The organism is Streptomyces sp. NPDC000229 (assembly GCF_040300825.1).
GTDB lineage: Bacteria > Actinomycetota > Actinomycetes > Streptomycetales > Streptomycetaceae > Streptomyces.
The window spans coordinates 45,151-62,304 of sequence record NZ_JBEPEL010000023.1; the positions used below are offsets into that span (position 1 = coordinate 45,151).

A 17,154-nucleotide genomic window follows, 5' to 3' on the forward strand; every position below is an offset into this window, starting at 1 on the left:
AAGGGTGGTTTCCTGATCTCGCGCCAGGAATGGGGCAGGCTGGAGGAATGACGACGGCTGACGGATGGGTGGCGACGGTACGGAGCAGGGTCGGTCTCGGCCGGCTTCTTCCCCTGGGCGGTCCGGCGGACGGGGCCTGGATCGCGGAGCGCGCCGCGGACGCGGTGCTGCGCCGGGCGGCCCGGCAGGTGCCGGGGGTGGACCCCGGCCGGCTGCGGATCGCCCTGGCGGACGCCGGATCCGCGCCCGCGTTTCCGGCCCCGCCGGGCTCGGTGCCGCCCGGCCCGCTGCGGATCGAGGCGGACTTCGCCGCCGGGTACGGCGTACCGCTGCCGGATCTCGCCGAACGGCTGCGTAGCGCGCTGTCGGCGGCGGCGGAGCGGCGGCTCGGGCTGACCGTCCGGGAGGTGGACCTCCGGGTGACGGCACTCCTGGACGCCCCGCCGGATTCGCCGGCCGCCGCTCCCCCATCCGAGGAGGAGCGCCCGTCACCGGTGGATCCCGCGGCTGCCGCGGCGGCCGCCGTCCCGGGCGTGGCCCGGCTGACGACGGTCCTGGGGCCTTCGGTCCACCGGGCGGCCGATCACGTCCGCATCGAACTGGCGACGGCCCCGGACCACCGTGCCCTGGATGTGGCACTGGCGGTACGCGGGGCCGTCGGCGGTGAGCTGCCGGTGACCGTGGTGGTCACCGACGTCGTCGTCGAGGGGCCGGGCTAGTCGGCGAGACCGGCCAGGTCGCGCAGGCGGCGCGCCTGGGCCGCGCGCTCGGCCGTCCGCTGCTCTTCGTACGAACGCTCCCCGGCACCCCGGAGCAGCGCCTTGGTCTCGACGACCGCGTCGCGCGGCGCCGCCAGCAGGGCGGCCGACAGGTCCCGCACCGCACCGTCGAGGTCGCCCGCGGGCACGACGAGGTTGGCCAGCCCGATGCGTTCGGCCTCGTCGGCGTGGACGAACCGGCCCGTGGCACAGATCTCCAGCGCCCGGGCGTAGCCGACCGCCGCGACGAGGGGATGCGTGCCGGTCAGGTCCGGGACGAGGCCCAGGCTGGTCTCGCGCATCGCGAACTGCACGTCCTGCGCCACGACCCGCAGGTCGCATGCCAGGGCGAGCTGGAAGCCTGCTCCGATCGCGTGCCCCTGCACGGCCGCGATCGACACGATGTCGTTACGGCGCCACCAGGTGAACGCCTCCTGGTACTCGGTGATGACGGCGTCGAGCTCGGTGTCGGAGCCGCGTGCCAGATCGAGGAACGACGGCTCGCCGTCGAAACCCTCCGGCGTGAACGCCTGCCGGTCGAGCCCGGCGGAGAAGGACGTGCCCTCACCGCGCAGCACCACGACCCGCACGCTGCCCGGCAGCGACCGACCGGCCTCCGTCAACGCCCGCCACAGAGCGGGGGACTGGGCGTTGCGCTTGGCCGGGTTGGTCAAAGTCACCGTGGCAACGGCGTCCTCGACGGTGAGCCGTACGCCGTCCTTGTCGAGCACTTCGAGGACTGGGTCGAGCGAGGTCATGGGCGCCTCCGGGTCCGGTGCAGCAGTGCAGCCATTAAGTGACTGCACAGTAACCACCCGGCCGACACTGCGATCGACCGGGTGGCCCTGCCGTAACCGGTGGGGCCGGACGAGCCGCGCTCGGCTGTCAGTCGCAGGGGCCGTCAGGCCGAAGCGGCCTTCTTGCCTCGCGTCGCTCCGCCGCGTCCACGCAGCGTGACTCCGGATTCGCTCAGCATCCGGTGGACGAATCCGTAGGATCGGCCCGTCTCCTCGGCCAATGCCCGGATGCTCGCACCGGAGTCGTACTTCTTCTTCAGGTCTGCCGCGAGCTTGTCGCGCGCGGCGCCGGTCACCCGGCTGCCCTTCTTCAGAGTCTCGGCCACCCGTGCCTCCTCATGGGAAGTGCGCTCTGGTCTTCTCATGATCACCCCTCGGGCGCTTCCTGGCCAGCCATTCGACAAGGTCCGTGCGGCAAGGTTTCGCCGCCCCGGGGCCGCTTTCCGGCCCGCGGTCCGGTGCCAGGAGGCTGAATTTCGAGGAAACGCCAGGTCAGGGCGGCGCGAGAGGAAGAAAAGCGGCGTGTGGCCGGGTCGCGAAATCAACCCGGCGCCACGCCGCAGTATGAGACGTACTCACTCAGATGACGGATCACACGTAGGCCGAATGATCCATACGGAGACGATCGGGCCGGGGTTACGCCAGGGCCACCAGGTCCTTGTAGTCCGCGCCCCACAGGTCCTCGACCCCGTCCGGCAGCAGGATGATCCGCTCCGGCTGGAGGGCGTCGACGGCGCCCTCGTCGTGCGTGACGAGGACGACGGCGCCCTTGTAGGTGCGCAGGGCGCCGAGGATCTCCTCGCGGCTGGCCGGGTCGAGGTTGTTGGTCGGCTCGTCGAGCAGCAGGACGTTGGCCGAGGAGACGACCAGGGTGGCCAGCGCCAGCCTGGTCTTCTCACCACCGGAGAGGACACCTGCCGGCTTGTCGACGTCGTCGCCGGAGAACAGGAAGGAGCCGAGCGTCTTGCGCACCTCGACGAGGTCGAGGTCCGGCGCGGCCGACCGCATGTTCTCCAGGACGGTGCGGTCCGGGTCGAGGGTCTCGTGCTCCTGGGCGTAGTAGCCCAGCTTGAGGCCGTGGCCGGGGACGACCTGGCCGGTGTCCGGCTTCTCGACCCCGGCCAGCAGCCGCAGCAGCGTCGTCTTGCCCGCGCCGTTGAGGCCGAGGATGACGACCCGCGACCCCTTGTCGATGGCGAGGTCCACGTCGGTGAAGATCTCCAGGGACCCGTAGGACTTGGAGAGCCCCTCCGCGGTGAGCGGGGTCTTGCCGCAGGGCGCGGGCTCGGGGAAGCGGAGCTTGGCGACCTTGTCGGAGGCGCGGACCTCTTCGAGGCCGGACAGCAGCCGCTCGGCGCGGCGGGCCATGTTCTGCGCGGCGACGGTCTTGGTGGCCTTGGCGCGCATCTTGTCGGCCTGCGAGTTGAGGGCGGCGGCCTTCTTCTCGGCGTTTTGGCGCTCGCGCTTGCGGCGCTTCTCGTCCGCCTCGCGCTGCTGCTGGTAGAGCTTCCAGCCCATGTTGTAGACGTCGATCGTCGACCGGTTGGCGTCCAGGTAGAAGACCTTGTTCACGACGGTCTCGACGAGGTCGACGTCGTGGGAGATGACGATGAAGCCGCCGCGGTACGTCTTCAGGTAGTCGCGCAGCCAGACGATCGAGTCCGCGTCGAGGTGGTTGGTCGGCTCGTCGAGGAGCAGGGTGTCGGCGTCCGAGAACAGGATGCGGGCGAGCTCGACGCGGCGGCGCTGACCACCGGAGAGCGTGTGCAGCGGCTGGCCGAGGACCCGGTCGGGCAGGCCGAGGGCGGCGGCGATGGTGGCGGCCTCGGCCTCGGCGGCGTACCCGCCCTTGGTGAGGAACTCCGTCTCCTGGCGCTCGTACTGGCGCAGTGCCTTCTCCCGGGTGGCGCCCGTGCCGTTCGCGATGCGCTCCTCGTTCTGCCGCATCTTGCGGAGCAGGAGGTCGAGGCCGCGGGCGGAGAGGACGCGGTCGCGGGCCAGGACGTCGAGGTCACCGGTGCGGGGGTCCTGCGGGAGGTAGCCGACCTCGCCGGAGCGGGAGATCGTGCCGCCGGCGGGGACGCCCTCGCCGGCGAGGCACTTGGTCAGGGTGGTCTTGCCGGCGCCGTTGCGGCCGACCAGGCCGATGCGGTCGCCCCTGGCGATGCGGAAGGAAGCGGACTCGATGAGAACGCGGGCGCCGGCGCGCAGCTCGATGCCGGAAGCGGTGATCACGGACAGACTCCAGGGCGGTGGGGAAGACGGCGGAAGGACATCGGGTGCGGTGGCTTCGACGCCGGTCTAATGCACGGGGAGAATGGCCATACGGGCCAGTCTAACGGGCGGGTGCAACTGCTTTTCGGCCACGATGGAGCGCCGGGAGACGCGCGGTGGTCGGTGGCCCGTGCGGGTCGGGAGCGTGCGCGGGCGCTTTCCGGGAGTGTGCAACACCTTCCGGTGAGCGCGGGGCGCCCGGGGCGGCGTTGTCAGTGGCGGGTGCCAGACTGAGGAACAGCTGAGATCCGGATCACAGTCGCAAGGTCGAACGTCGCAAGGTCGAAGGCCGCAAGGCCGAAAGGTCGAAGTCGAGCGCCGAATCGGAGAGTGATCAGCATGGCGAACGTACCGAGCATCTATCCGACGATCCTGTACGACGACGCGAAGGCGGCCATCAGAACGCTGAAGGAAGCCTTCGGTTTCACCGAGGTGAGTGTGTACGAGGGCGAGGACGGCTACGTCGTCCACTCCGAGCTGGCCCATGGGAACGGCATGGTGATGCTGGGCACCAAGGGCGGGGACGGGGTCTTCGCCAAGGCGATGGCGGGCGCGGGCCCGGTGGGGGTGTACGTGGTGGTGGAGGACGTGGACGCGCACCATGCCCGGGCCGTGGAGCACGGGGTGGAGATCCTGATGCCGCCCACGGACCAGGAGTACGGCTCGCGGGACTACATGGCGCGGGACGCCGAGGGCAACGTCTGGAGCTTCGGGACGTACGCCCCCGGCGCCGCGGGGTAGCGCCGGGTCACGCCCCGCCGGTGTGGACCTGGAAGGCCGCGCGGCGCACCGCTTTGGCGAGGGCGGGGTCGGGGTGTGCCGCCGCCAGGGCGACCAGGACCTGGACGGTGCGGGGATGGCCCACCGCCCGGACCTCGTCGAGCAGGGCGGGGACCGTGCCCTGGACGGCGGACTCGAGGTGGCGGACCAGGAGGGCGCTCTCGCCGTGGTCGGCGACGGCAGCCGCGGTGTCCACCCAGAGCCAGGTGGCCTCCTCGCGGGTCAGGACGTCGGGGGCGTCGTCGGGGTCGGCGCCCTCGTACTCGGCGAGCCAGAGCAGGGCGTAGGGGCGCAGGCAGACCTCTTCGGCGGCGGCCCGGACCTCGGCCTCGGCGGGGGCGCCGACGACCCGGAGCGCCTCGAAGGCGAGGCCGCGCAGCAGGGCGTCCTCGCCCCGGGCGACGGTGAGCAGCTCGGTGACGGCGCTGCCGACGGGGCGGGCGGCGAGCCAGGCGCGGTACTCGACCCGGGCGGGGCCCGGGGTGAGGCGGGCGCAGCCGCGCAGCATGTCCTCGGCCGACTGCTCGATGTGCCCGGCGGGGCTCTGGGCGGCCACGCAGATCTGCTCCAGCTTGACCCACACCGCCCAGTTCCCCAGGGGGGTGAGGGTGGCCTGGCCGTCGCCGAGGGTCAGTGCGCCGACGGCGGCGAGGCCCTCCAGGGCCCAGTCGAGCAGGCGGGCGAGGGAATCGGGGCCGGGGAGGGGCGGCGGCTGCCGCGGGCCGCCCTGGACCTCGCAGCGCTCGTCGCGGAGTTCGGCGACGCGCTGCCGGAGCAGGTCGAGCAGGGCCGGGACGGCCACGGGCCCGGCGGAGAGCTGGAGGAGGGAGAGCACCTGGGGGACGGCTTCCACGACCTCGGCGACGGCCGCGGGGGCGACGTCGTGGGGCGCCGGGTGCACGAGCGACCAGGCGTCGAAGAGAGCGACCCAGCCGCGCAGTACGGCGGAGTCGTCCCGGTCCCAGGCGCGCAGCCGCCAGCCGGGGCGGGCGGTGTCGCCGTGGAGTTCGACGAGTCCGGCGAGCCGGGCGCGGTCCCAGCCGGCGCGCACCTGAGCGGGGGTCATGTTGAGGGCGGCTGCGGCCCGTTCCGTGGCGGAGGTGGCGTCCTGGTCGTGGTCGCGGTCCCGCTCGACGGCGGCCCAGCGGGCGATGCGCACGGCGTCGGCGAGCACCGTCCTCGCCTGTCGGGCCAGCTCGGCGGGCGGCGGTGTCCCCTCCGGCGGCCGCGGCACCGGCCGGGTACGCCGGGTCGTCACGGCCCGTCGGGCCGTGGTCAGGGGCCGCGGACGGACGAGTCGGAGTCTGGAATTGCGCGCCAGTTGCTCATCAGGCTTTCGAGACGTCACGGGGGCAGTCTTCCCGCTGACGCCCCGAAAGCCCAAACGGAATCCGATTCGCCGGGTTCGTGCCGGGGGCGGGGGCCGTCGGGGAGCGCTGCGCGGAGCGCGCGTGGAGGGTCAGACGAGGGAGGTGAGGAAGCGGCGCATGGCTTCTTCGTAGCGGTGCGGGTCGGCGTTCCACATGGCGGCGTGGGGGGCGTCGCGGACGGTGTGGAGGGTGACCAGGTCGGCGCGGCGGGAGGCGAGGTCGCGGGATGTCCGCCAGGGGGCGAGGTGGTCGTCGGGGCCGTGGAAGACGAGCGTCGGGACGCGTAGTCCCTGCGGGTCGGCCGCTTCGGCGAGCCGGTCGCCGTGCACCCCGGTGCTGCCCTGGGCGGCGCGGACGGCGAGCGGGAGCAGCGGGGCGGGGATGCGGCGGGCGGTGGCCAGGGCGCGCACGGTGGCCTCCCAGTCCAGGACCGGGGAGTCGAGGACGAGGCCGCTGATCCGGTCGCGGAGGCCGCAGTTGGCGGCGGCGTGCAGCGCCATGGCGGCTCCGGTGGACCAGCCGTGGAGGATGACGCGTTCGGCGCCGTGCCGCACGGCGTGGCGGATCGCGGCGTCCAGGTCGCGCCACTCGGAGTCGCCGAGGTGGCCGAGTCCGCCGACGGGGCGGGGCGCTCCGGGGTCGCCGCGGTAGGCGAGGTCGAGCACCGGGAGACGCATCCGGTGGAGGAACCCCATGAGGTTCATGGGGTGCTCGCGGGTGGTGCCGATGCCATGGACGGCGATGACCCAGGTCGAGCGGGCGGCGGGCACGAACCAGGCCGGCAGGGCGCCGAGTTCGCCGGGCACCTCCACGTTCTGGTACTCCAGGCCGAGCGCGGTGGCGGGGGTGCCGGTGTGGAGCTGGGGCGTGAACCCGACGCGGCTGCCGACCTCCAGTCGGCCCTCGGTGACCCGTTCGAGGCGGCGTACGACGGTGTCGGCGGTGTGCGGCACGTCGTCCAGGACGGGGCCGACGACGGCGTGGACGTCGGGCCCGGCCAGGCCGTAGGTGCCGGGCCGCCGGGAGGTGAGGCAGCGGGTCAGGGTGATCTGCCCGGCGGCCGTGGCGTGCACGGTGAGCCGGGGCTCGCCGGGCAGGGGCCGGCCGGGCGGCACCTTGAGCGCGGCGCTGCTGGCGTACCGGCCGGCCGCGACCGCGGCCGCGCCGGCACCGATCAGAGTGGTGACGGCCGCTGCCGTCGCTGTAGCCGGGCGCACCGTTCCAGTGTCGGCACCCGAGGGGGCGGATGCCAGTGGGCGGCGTCCTGCGGCGTGGCGGCCGGCGCGGTCAGCGGGTCTGGCCGTAGCCGCGGAACTTCTCCGCCACCTCGTGCAGTTCGGCGGCGGACAGCAGGCTGGGGGTGTGACCGGGGACGGAGCAGGCGGTGAGCCACACGTGGCACATCCACTCCAGTTGGGCCGTGCGGTCGTAGGCCTGGTCCAGGGAGGCGCCGTAGGTGACCGTTCCGTGGTTGCGCAGCAGGCAGCCCGTACGGCCGTCGAGGGCGCGCAGCATGTGCTCGGCCAGTTCCTCCGTCCCGTACAGGGCGTACGGGGCGACGCGGACGGGGCCGCCGAGCGCAGCGGCCATGTAGTGGATCAGCGGGAGTTCGGTGACGAGGGTCGAGACGGCGGTGGCGTGCACGGCGTGGGTGTGCACGACGGCGCGGGCGTCGGTGTGGCGGTAGATCTCCAGGTGCATGGGCAGTTCGCTGGTGGGGGCGAGCCGGCCGCGCACCTGGGTGCCGTCGAGGTCGACGGCGACGGTGTCCGCGGGGGTGAGCCGGTCGTAGGGCACGCCGCTGGGGGTGACGAGCACCAGGTCGCCCACCCGCGCGGAAACGTTTCCTGAGGTCCCGACGACCAGCCCGTCCGTCACTGTCCTGCGGGCGGTGCCGACCAGTGCGTCCCATGCCCGCTCGATCGCGTCCTGTGTCATGCACCCGATCCTTTCAGCCGCTCCTCGCAGTGTCCCGGCGACCCTTGGGGCGGTGGGTCGCCCCTCCGGGGCCGGGGGTCCGGCCTGCCCGGCGACCTCGGGGTGGTGGGCCGCCCCTCCGGGACCGGAGCCCGGCAGGCTCCGGTGGGGCCAGGAGCGGCGGCCGCTTCGGGTTTCCGCCCCTACGGAGCGGCGGGGGCGGAGAAAGCGGCGACAGGAAGGGGGGTGACAAGAATCTCTTCTGCGGGGCGACCAGCCGACTGGAGGACCTTCACGAAAGGACAGGAAGAGACGGTAAGAGGGCCGAAACCGCCCAGATCCCGGGCCCGGGCCCATCGGCTTGCACCGGAGAGGGCGGAAGCGGAACGGGGGCAGCCCGGTTTGGGTCACCATGACGCCCGACCCAGTTCACCTTCCGTTCACTCAGGTTGCTTACGTTCGCCGAGCCACTGACGTCGAACGATTGCCTGGGTAAATGGAACACATCACGCTGCTGCTCGCCATTGTGGTCGTGACAGCTCTAGTGTTCGATTTCACGAACGGTTTCCATGACACCGCCAACGCGATGGCGACCACCATCTCGACCGGCGCGATGAAGCCCAAGACGGCGGTGGCCATGTCCGCCGTGCTCAACCTGGTCGGTGCCTTCCTGTCCGTCGAGGTCGCCAAGACGATCTCCAGCGGGCTCGTCAACGAAGAGGGCATCCAACCCGAAGTGATCTTCGCGGCGCTCGTCGGCGCGATCCTGTGGAACCTGCTGACCTGGCTGGTCGGTCTGCCGTCCAGCTCCTCCCACGCCCTGATGGGCGGCCTGATCGGCGCCACCATCGCCTCGGTCGGCATCAGCGGCGTCAACGGCGGCGTCGTCGTCACCAAGGTCCTGATCCCGGCCATCGCCGCGCCGCTGGTCGCCGGCCTCGCCGCGATGCTCGCCGCCCGCCTGACCTACAAGGCCGGCGCGAACATCGACGAGAAGACCGGCCGCAAGGGCTACCGCGCCGGTCAGATCACCTCCGCCGGTCTGGTCTCCCTGGCTCACGGCACCAACGACGCGCAGAAGACCATGGGCATCATCACCCTGGCCCTGGTCGCCGCCGGTGCCCTCGCCCCCGGCTCCAACCCGCCGGTCTGGGTGATCGTCTCCGCCGGTGTCGCCATCGCGCTCGGCACCTACCTCGGTGGCTGGCGCATCATCCGCACCATGGGCAAGGGCCTCACCGACCTCCAGCCGCAGCAGGGCTTCGCCGCCCAGACCAGCGCGGCGGCCGTCATCCTGGCCTCCTCCAACCTGGGCTTCTCGCTCTCGACGACGCACTCCTGCTCCGGCGCCGTGATGGGCGCGGGCCTCGGCCGCAAGGGCGGCGTGGTCCGCTGGTCCACGGCCACCCGGATGTTCGTCGCCTGGGGCCTGACCCTCCCGGCCGCCGGCCTGGTCGCCGCCGTTTCGGAGCTCGTGACCCGGCAGGGCGACTGGGGCGTCGCCGCCGTCGTGGTCTTCCTGATCGCCTCCTGCGCCGCGATCTGGTTCATCTCCCGCCGCCAGGTCGTCGACCACACCAACGTCAACGACGTGGACGCGGACGGTGAGCCCGCGGGCGTCGTGACCACCGCGATGGCGGCCGTCACCCCGCCGCCGACCGCCGCCGTCGCGGCCGCATCCGACGACCTCAAGGCCACCATCCCGGCTCCGGCCGGCGAGACCACCGCGACTCCCGCCGCCACGGTGTAAGGAAAGAACAGCATGAAGATCGACTGGGCAGCTCTCGGCTCCGTCTTCGGGGTCAGCCTCCTGGCCACCGTCGCACTGGTGGGCCTGTTCACCCTCGGCATCGTCGGCCTCTCCAAGCAGGAGACGGCCTCCGCGAACGGCGGCTCCGGCGCCCTGGCCCGCACCGGCGCGTACGCGTGCTTCGCGCTCTGCGCGGCGGCCGTGGCGTACGGGATTTTCCTGATCGTCACCTGACGACGAACGCACGACGGCGCCCCCGGAACGGTTTTCGTTCCGGGGGCGCCGTCGTGCCCGGCCTCGTGCGCCGGTGTGTGCCTCAACACACCCTCCCGCCGCAGGTCAACGGCGAGTTGACGGGCGTCGCGGGGCGTGGTGGACTGCCGGGGCCATTACGGCGGCAGGAGAGGAAGCCGGTGCGAATCCGGCGCGGTCCCGCCACTGTGAGTCCGGCCCACCGAACAGGAGGGCCGGATGAGTCAGGAACTCTCGTCGCCGGTCACGTCGAGCCAGGGCGCGGACCCTGAGTGAGGACATCGCCCATGCCCGGCTGCCGTTCAGCTGCGTACAGACATCCACGTCCAGACGGTCGGCGAGGCGTATCGGCGGGCTGATCCGATGCGCAGCGACCATGTGTTCGCGTACGGCGCCGCCGCCGGGCTCGCCGCCGACCTGCTCCTCGCCGATCCCCGCCATGGGCACCCCGTAGCCGCCTTCGGGCGCGCCGCCGCCGGTGTCGAGGGCGTGCTGTGGCGCGACCACCGCGCGTGGGGCGCGCTGCACGCCGTGGTGTGCGCCGGAGGCGCGGCCGGCGCGGCGGCGCTCGCCGCCCGGGCGGTACGCGACCGGCGCGCCCTTCCCGTCGCGCTGACCGCCGCCTCCGTGTGGGCCGTGGTCGGCGGTACGACCCTGGGCCGCGAGGCCCGCGCCATCGGGGGCGCGCTGGCCGCCGGTGACCTGGAGGTGGCGCGGGAGCGGCTGCCGCACCTGTGCGGGCGCGACCCGCAGGCCCTGGACGGCCCCGGCATCGCCCGCGCGGTGGTCGAGTCGGTCGCCGAGAACACCTCCGACGCCGTGGTCGGCGCCCTGGTCTGGGGCGCGATCGGCGGTGTGCCGGGGCTGGTGGCGTTCCGGGCGGTGAACACCCTGGACGCGATGGTCGGGCACAAGTCGCCGAAGTACCGCCGCTTCGGCTGGGCGTCCGCCCGCCTCGACGACGTGGCCGGCTGGCCCGGCGCCCGCCTGACGGCCGCCCTGGCGGCGGTCGCGGGCGGTGACCCGCGCGGCGCGGTACGGGCCTGGCGGGCCGACGCGGCCAAGCACCCGAGCCCCAACGCGGGCCCGGTCGAGGCGTCGTTCGCGGGCGCGCTGGGCGTACGGCTCGGCGGGACGCTCTCGTACGGTGGCCGCGTCGAGCACCGGCCCGTGCTCAACGGGGAGGGCCGGGCCGTGGAGGTGGCGGACATCGAGCGTGCGGTGCGGTTGTCGCGCCGGGTGAGTGCCCTCACGCTCGCGGTGTGCGTGGGCGGGCGGCTGGCGTACGGGGCGATCAAGCGGAGGCGTACATGAACAGAGGCGGGGGGCTGCTCGTCGCGGGCACCACGTCCGACGCGGGCAAGAGCGTCGTCACGGCCGGCATCTGCCGCTGGCTGGTGCGGCAGGGCGTGAAGGTCGCGCCGTTCAAGGGGCAGAACATGTCCCTCAACTCGTTCGTCACGCGCGAGGGCGCGGAGATCGGGCGCGCCCAGGCCATGCAGGCGCAGGCGGCGCGCGTCGAGCCGACCGCGCTGATGAACCCGGTGCTGCTGAAGCCGGGCAGTGACCGTTCCAGTCAGGTCGTGCTGATGGGCAGGCCGGTCGGCGAGCTGAGCGCGCGCGGCTACCACGGAGGCCGGCAGCAGGCGCTGCTCGGCACGGTCGTGGAGTGCCTGGAGGAGCTGCGGAGCACGTACGACGCGGTCATCTGCGAGGGCGCGGGCAGTCCCGCCGAGATCAACCTCCGCCGCAACGACATCGTCAACATGGGCATCGCGCGGGCCGCCCGTTTCCCGGTGGTCGTGGTCGGTGACATCGACCGGGGCGGGGTCTTCGCGCAGTTCTTCGGGACGACGGCGCTGCTGGCGCCCGGGGACCAGGACCTGATCGCGGGCTACCTGGTCAACAAGTTCCGGGGCGATGTGACGCTGCTGGAGCCGGGCCTCGACATGCTGCTGGGCCTGACGGGGCGCCGGACGTTCGGCGTCCTGCCGTACGCGCACGGGCTCGGCATCGACGAGGAGGACGGGCTGCGCGTGTCCCTGCGCGGCGCGGTGCGCGAGTCGGTCGTGGCACCGCCGGTCGGCGAGGACGTGCTGCGCGTCGCCGTCTGCGCCGTACCGCTGATGTCCAACTTCACCGACGTCGACGCGCTGGCCGCCGAGCCGGGGGTCGTGGTCCGGTTCGTGGACCGCCCGGAGGAGCTCGTCGACGCGGACCTGGTCGTGGTGCCGGGCACGCGCGGGACGGTGAAGGCGCTGGCGTGGCTGCGTGAGCGGGGCCTGGCGGACGCGATCACCCGGCGGGCCGCCGAAGGCCGTCCGGTGCTGGGCATCTGCGGCGGTTTCCAGGCGCTGGGCGAGCACATCGAGGACGACGTCGAATCCCGGGCCGGCGAGGTGGCCGGACTCGGCCTGCTGCCGGTACGGGTGCGGTTCGCGCCCGAGAAGACCCTGGCCCGGCCGGTCGGCGAGGCCCTCGGCGAGCGGGTCGAGGGGTACGAGATCCACCACGGCGTCGCCGCGGTACAGGGCGGCGAGCCGTTCCTGGACGGCTGCCGCGTCGGGGCGGTGTGGGGTACGCACTGGCACGGCTCGCTGGAGAGCGACGGATTCCGCCGCGCGTTCCTCCGGGAGGTGGCCCAGGCGGCCGGCCGGCGGTTCGTCCCGGCGCCCGACACGGCCTTCGGCGCCCTGCGCGAGGAACAGCTGGACCGGCTCGGCGACCTGATCGAGGAACACGCGGACACGGACGCTCTCTGGAAACTGATCGAGCAGGGCCCGCCCACAGGACTTCCCTTCATCGCACCCGGAGCACCTTCATGAGCGCTGCACCCCACTACCCCTTCACCGCGATCGTCGGCATGGACGACCTGCGGCTCGGGCTGCTGCTGAACGCGGTGTCCCCGGCCGTCGGCGGTGTCCTCGTACGCGGTGAGAAGGGCACCGCCAAGTCGACGGCCGTGCGTGCCCTCGCCGCCCTGATGCCGGACGTGGACGTCGTGCCCGGCTGCCGCTTCTCCTGCGCGCCCGGCTCCCCCGACCCTGCGTGTCCCGACGGGCCGCACGAGGCCGGTACGGGCGTGGCGCGGCCAGCCCGCATGGTCGAGCTGCCCGTGGGCGCCTCCGAGGACCGGCTGGTGGGCGCGCTGGACATCGAGCGGGCGCTCGCGGACGGCGTCAAGGCGTTCGAGCCCGGCCTGCTGGCGGACGCGCACCGGGGCGTGCTGTACGTCGACGAGGTCAACCTCCTCCACGACCACCTGGTGGACCTGCTGCTGGACGCGGCCGCCATGGGTGCCTCGTACGTGGAGCGGGAGGGCGTCTCCGTACGGCATGCCGCGCGCTTCCTGCTGGTCGGGACGATGAACCCGGAGGAGGGCGAGCTGCGGCCGCAGTTGCTGGACCGGTTCGGGCTGACCGTGGAGGTGGCCGCCTCGCGGGAGCCCGACCAGCGGGTCGAGGTGGTGCGGCGCCGGCTGGCGTACGACGACGACCCGGCCGCCTTCGCGGCGCGGTGGGCCGACGAGGAGGCCGCGCTGCGGGAACGGATCGTGGCCGCGCGGGCGCTGCTGCCGCAGGTGACCCTGGGGGACGCGGCGCTGCGGCAGATCGCGGCGACGTGCGCGGCGTTCGAGGTGGACGGCATGCGCGCCGACATCGTGATGGCGCGGACCGCGACGGCGCTGGCCGCGTGGGCGGGGCGCACGGACGTCACGTCCGACGACGTACGGCAGGCGGCGCTGCTGGCGCTGCCGCACCGGCGCAGGCGCAACCCCTTCGACGCGCCGGGGCTCGACGAGGACAAGCTGGACGAGACCCTGGAGGAGTTCGGGGGCGGGGACGACGACCCCGATCCGGGGCCGGACGGTCCCGGTGGTGGCGGCCCCGGCGGCGGTGGCGTACCCCCGCAGGGTGGTGAACCGGACGCCGCCCCTGAGGAACCCCCGGCTCCCGCACCCGCTCCGAGTCCCGGCGGCGGTGCGCCCGAGCAGGCGCCCGTCAAGGCCGCCGAGCCGTTCCGTACGAAGATGCTGAGCGTGCCGGGCCTGGGCGAGGGCGCGGCGGGGCGCCGTTCCCGTGCGCGTACCGAGCACGGCAGGACGACCGGGGCGCGGCGGCCGCAGGGGGCGCTGACCAAGCTGCACCTGGCGGCGACGGTGCAGGCGGCGGCTCCGCACCAGCGGGCGCGCGGCCGGTCGGGTCCCGGGCTGGTCGTACGGCGTGACGATCTGCGGCAGGCGACGCGCGAGGGGCGCGAGGGGAACCTGGTGCTGTTCGTGGTGGACGCGTCCGGTTCGATGGCGGCCAGGCAGCGGATGGGCGCGGTCAAGGGCGCGGTGTTGTCGCTGCTGCTGGACGCCTACCAGCGGCGCGACAAGGTCGGGCTGGTGACCTTCCGGGGCTCGTCGGCCGATCTCGCCCTGCCGCCCACGTCGTCCGTCGACGCGGCCGCCGCCCGCCTGGAGCAGCTGCCGACCGGGGGGCGCACGCCGCTCGCGGCCGGGCTGCTCAAGGCGCACGACGTGCTGCGGGTGGAGCGGTTGCGCGACCCGGCACGCCGCCCCCTGCTGGTGGTCGTCACCGACGGCCGGGCGACCGGCGGGCCGGAGCCGGTGGCGCTGGCCGCGCGGGCGGCCGGGCTGCACGCTTCGGAGGGCACCGCGTCGGTGGTCGTGGACTGCGAGACCGGGCCGGTACGGCTGGGGATGGCCGGCGAGCTGGCCCGTGACCTCGGCGGCACCGCCGTCACACTCGACGAACTGCGGGCGGACGCCATCGCGGGTCTCGTCAGGGATGTCAGAGCAACTACTGGGAGGGCCGCTTAATGCCGCAGGGACAGCCGACCGTCGTACCGGACGACGGACTCACCACCCGCCAGCGCCGCAACCGTGCGCTGGTGATGGTGCACACGGGCGTCGGCAAGGGGAAGTCGACCGCCGCCTTCGGCATGGCGCTGCGCGCCTGGAACCAGGGCTGGCCGATCGGGGTGTTCCAGTTCGTCAAGTCCGCCAAGTGGAAGGTCGGCGAGGAGAACGCCCTCAAGGCGCTCGGCGAGACCGGCAAGGGCGGGACCGTGACCTGGAACAAGATGGGCGAGGGCTGGTCCTGGATCCAGCGCGAGCCGGCCGAGGGGGAGCAGTCGCACGAGGACAAGGCGCGCGAGGGCTGGGAGCAGGTCAAGCGGGACCTCGCCGAGGAGAAGTACAAGTTCTACGTCCTCGACGAGTTCGCGTACCTGCTGCACTGGGGGTGGATCGACACCTCGGAGGTGGTCGAGGTGCTGCGGAACCGGCCCGGTCAGCAGCACGTGGTGATCACCGGCCGCAACGCGCCCGCCGAGCTGTGCGAGTTCGCCGACCTGGTCACCGACATGTCGAAGGTCAAGCACCCGATGGACGCGGGTCAGAAGGGCCAGCGGGGCATCGAGTGGTAGCACGTCTCGTCATCGCCGCGCCGTCGTCCGGCGCGGGCAAGACCACGGTCGCGACCGGCCTGATGGCCGCGTTCGCCGGCCGTGGTCTCGCGGTGTCCCCGCACAAGGTCGGCCCCGACTACATCGACCCGGGCTACCACGCGCTCGCCACCGGCCGCCCGGGCCGCAACCTCGACGCCTACATGTGCGGGACGGACCTGATCGCGCCGCTCTTCGCGCACGGCTCACGCGGCTGCGACCTGGCCGTCGTGGAGGGCGTGATGGGCCTGTACGACGGTGCCGCGGACCAGGGCGAGCTGGCGTCCACCGCGCAGGTGGCCAAGCTGCTGAAGGCACCTGTGGTGCTGGTGGTGGACGCCTCGTCGCAGTCCCGGTCGGTCGCGGCGCTGGTGCACGGGTTCGCGTCCTGGGACCCGGAGGTGCGGATCGGCGGGGTCATCCTCAACAAGGTGGCCACCGACCGGCACGAGCACCTGCTGCGCGAGGCGCTCGGTGAGTCGGGCGTGCCCGTGCTGGGCGTGCTGCGGCGCGCGCCGGCGGTGTCGACGCCGTCGCGGCACCTGGGGCTGGTGCCGGTCGCCGAGCGGCAGGCCGCGGCGGTGGAGGCGGTCGCGGCGCAGGCGGAGCAGGTGCGGGCGGGGTGCGACCTGGAGGCGCTGCTGGCGTTGGCGCGCAGCGCACCGGAGTTGCACGTGGAGGCGTGGGAGCCGTCCTCGGAGCCGGTCGCCGGGCGGCCGGTCGTGGCCGTCGCCGGGGGCGCCGCGTTCACGTTCTCGTACGCCGAGCACGCGGAGTTGCTGACGGCGGCGGGTGCCCAGGTCGTGACGTTCGATCCCTTGCGCGACGAGGAACTGCCGGAGGGGACGGGCGGGTTGGTGATCGGGGGCGGGTTCCCCGAGATGTACGGGGCGGAGCTGTCGGCCAACGCGCGGCTCCGGAAGGCGGTCGCGGAACTGGCGGCGACCGGGGCTCCCGTCGCCGCCGAGTGTGCCGGACTGCTGTATCTGGCACGGTCGCTGGACGGGCAGCCGATGTGCGGTGTCCTGGACGCGGAGGCGCGGATGTCGCAGCGGCTGACGCTGGGCTACCGGGACGCGGTGGCCGTCAGCGACAGTCCGCTGGCGGCGGCCGGCACGCGGATGCGGGGGCACGAGTTCCACCGCACGGTGATCGAGCCGGGCGCGGGCGCGGCGCCCGCGTGGGGGCTGCGGCAGCCGGAGCGGCGTGTGGAGGGCTTCGTCCAGGACGGTGTGCACGCGAGTTACGTGCATACGCACTGGGCGGCCGTGCCGGGGACGGCGCGGCGGTTCGTGGAGCACTGCGCGGGGTCCGGCGCGCGATGACGGTGGTGGTCGGTGTGGGGGCCGGGCGGGGCGTGACCGCCCCCGCGGTGCTCGCGCTGATCGAGGCGACGTTGCGGGAGGCGGGGCTGTCCGCGTCCGCGGTGGGCGAGCTGGCGACGGTCGACGCCAAGGCGGGCGAGGCGGGCATCGTCGAGGCCGCGGCGCGGCTGGGCGTTCCCTTGCGTACGTACCCGGCGGGGGACTTGGCGCTGGTCGCCGTACCGGGTCCGTCGGGGGCCGTACTGGCGGCCGTCGGAACGCCGTCGGTGGCGGAGGCGGCGGCGCTGGCGGGCGGGGGCGAACTCCTCGTACCGAAGCGGAAGTCGGGGAAGGAGCGGGTGACATGTGCGGTGGCGCGCAGGCGGTTGTTGAATGTGGGTCACGGGTACACCGGTGGGGAGACACCGGAGTGTTAGACCCTGTTCATGGAGCGCTTCCGGGAGGCCCTCGGTCTCCCGTCCCCCACCCCCCACTTCA

The 17,154-nt window shown here is 73.5% G+C and carries 16 protein-coding genes and 1 riboswitch; of the genes, 10 read left to right on the forward strand and 6 right to left on the reverse strand.

What is annotated here, in order from left to right:
- The first annotated feature begins 47 nt into the window (after nucleotides 1-47).
- On the forward strand, nucleotides 48-719 hold the full coding sequence (locus ABT360_RS14675; RefSeq protein WP_351814995.1) for a hypothetical protein: 672 nt from the start codon (nucleotides 48-50) through the stop codon (nucleotides 717-719).
- On the opposite strand, the gene ABT360_RS14680 is transcribed toward ABT360_RS14675, so the two are convergent.
- From ABT360_RS14680 to ABT360_RS14690, 3 genes are all read right to left on the reverse strand, one after another.
- Nucleotides 716-1,516 carry an enoyl-CoA hydratase/isomerase family protein gene (locus ABT360_RS14680; RefSeq protein WP_351814997.1) on the reverse strand — a complete coding sequence of 267 codons (801 nt, stop codon included), beginning with the start codon at nucleotides 1,514-1,516 and terminating at the stop codon, nucleotides 716-718. The genes ABT360_RS14675 and ABT360_RS14680 overlap by 4 nt on opposite strands.
- Before the next feature lie 143 nt (nucleotides 1,517-1,659).
- Entirely contained in the window at nucleotides 1,660-1,881 is a 222-nt protein-coding gene (locus tag ABT360_RS14685) for a helix-turn-helix domain-containing protein (protein WP_006123601.1), read from the reverse strand.
- A gap of 310 nt (nucleotides 1,882-2,191) precedes the next feature.
- Complete coding sequence (locus ABT360_RS14690; protein WP_351814998.1) at nucleotides 2,192-3,790, reverse strand: ABC-F family ATP-binding cassette domain-containing protein; 1,599 nt, start codon at nucleotides 3,788-3,790, stop codon at nucleotides 2,192-2,194.
- Between the two features lie 378 nt (nucleotides 3,791-4,168).
- Between ABT360_RS14690 and ABT360_RS14695 the strand changes: the two genes are divergently transcribed.
- A complete protein-coding gene (locus ABT360_RS14695) occupies nucleotides 4,169-4,570 on the forward strand; it encodes a VOC family protein (RefSeq protein ID WP_351815000.1) in 402 nt (133 codons plus the stop codon).
- A gap of 7 nt (nucleotides 4,571-4,577) precedes the next feature.
- Here ABT360_RS14695 and ABT360_RS14700 read toward each other — a convergent pair whose 3' ends face one another.
- The 3 genes from ABT360_RS14700 to ABT360_RS14710 form a co-directional block, all read right to left on the reverse strand.
- The gene (locus ABT360_RS14700; RefSeq protein ID WP_351815002.1) at nucleotides 4,578-5,867 is read right to left on the reverse strand and encodes a hypothetical protein; all 1,290 of its coding nucleotides are present in this window, start codon (nucleotides 5,865-5,867) and stop codon (nucleotides 4,578-4,580) included.
- Between the two features lie 201 nt (nucleotides 5,868-6,068).
- Nucleotides 6,069-7,196 carry an alpha/beta hydrolase gene (locus ABT360_RS14705; protein ID WP_351815004.1) on the reverse strand — a complete coding sequence of 376 codons (1,128 nt, stop codon included), beginning with the start codon at nucleotides 7,194-7,196 and terminating at the stop codon, nucleotides 6,069-6,071.
- Nucleotides 7,197-7,266: 70 nt separating this feature from the next.
- Nucleotides 7,267-7,917: a class II aldolase/adducin family protein gene (locus tag ABT360_RS14710; protein WP_351815006.1), complete on the reverse strand. Its 651-nt coding sequence runs from the start codon at nucleotides 7,915-7,917 to the stop codon at nucleotides 7,267-7,269.
- A 475-nt stretch (nucleotides 7,918-8,392) separates the two neighbouring features.
- Here ABT360_RS14710 and ABT360_RS14715 point away from each other — a divergent pair, with 475 nt between their 5' ends.
- The 8 genes from ABT360_RS14715 (at nucleotide 8,393) to ABT360_RS14750 (ending at nucleotide 17,093) form a co-directional block, all read left to right on the forward strand.
- Complete coding sequence (locus ABT360_RS14715; RefSeq protein WP_351815007.1) at nucleotides 8,393-9,646, forward strand: inorganic phosphate transporter; 1,254 nt, start codon at nucleotides 8,393-8,395, stop codon at nucleotides 9,644-9,646.
- Nucleotides 9,647-9,658: 12 nt separating this feature from the next.
- Nucleotides 9,659-9,880 (forward strand): hypothetical protein, encoded by a 222-nt coding sequence (locus tag ABT360_RS14720; protein WP_351815008.1) that lies wholly within the window; start codon nucleotides 9,659-9,661, stop codon nucleotides 9,878-9,880.
- Between the two features lie 169 nt (nucleotides 9,881-10,049).
- Nucleotides 10,050-10,132, forward strand: a riboswitch (cobalamin riboswitch).
- Between the two features lie 129 nt (nucleotides 10,133-10,261).
- A complete protein-coding gene (locus ABT360_RS14725; RefSeq protein WP_351815010.1) occupies nucleotides 10,262-11,212 on the forward strand; it encodes a cobalamin biosynthesis protein in 951 nt (316 codons plus the stop codon).
- Nucleotides 11,209-12,723 (forward strand): cobyric acid synthase, encoded by a 1,515-nt coding sequence (locus ABT360_RS14730; RefSeq protein WP_351815012.1) that lies wholly within the window; start codon nucleotides 11,209-11,211, stop codon nucleotides 12,721-12,723. The genes ABT360_RS14725 and ABT360_RS14730 overlap by 4 nt, the downstream gene beginning before the upstream one ends.
- Nucleotides 12,720-14,726 (forward strand): putative cobaltochelatase, encoded by a 2,007-nt coding sequence (locus tag ABT360_RS14735; protein ID WP_351815014.1) that lies wholly within the window; start codon nucleotides 12,720-12,722, stop codon nucleotides 14,724-14,726. Before ABT360_RS14730 ends, ABT360_RS14735 begins: the two co-directional genes overlap by 4 nt.
- A complete protein-coding gene (gene cobO, locus ABT360_RS14740) occupies nucleotides 14,726-15,334 on the forward strand; it encodes a cob(I)yrinic acid a,c-diamide adenosyltransferase (RefSeq protein WP_351815016.1) in 609 nt (202 codons plus the stop codon). Before ABT360_RS14735 ends, cobO begins: the two co-directional genes overlap by 1 nt.
- Nucleotides 15,328-16,677, forward strand: coding sequence for a cobyrinate a,c-diamide synthase (locus ABT360_RS14745; protein ID WP_351815017.1), 1,350 nt, complete (start codon nucleotides 15,328-15,330; stop codon nucleotides 16,675-16,677). Before cobO ends, ABT360_RS14745 begins: the two co-directional genes overlap by 7 nt.
- Nucleotides 16,674-17,093: a cobalamin biosynthesis protein gene (locus ABT360_RS14750; protein WP_444852242.1), complete on the forward strand. Its 420-nt coding sequence runs from the start codon at nucleotides 16,674-16,676 to the stop codon at nucleotides 17,091-17,093. Before ABT360_RS14745 ends, ABT360_RS14750 begins: the two co-directional genes overlap by 4 nt.
- The last annotated feature ends 61 nt before the right edge of the window (nucleotides 17,094-17,154 follow it).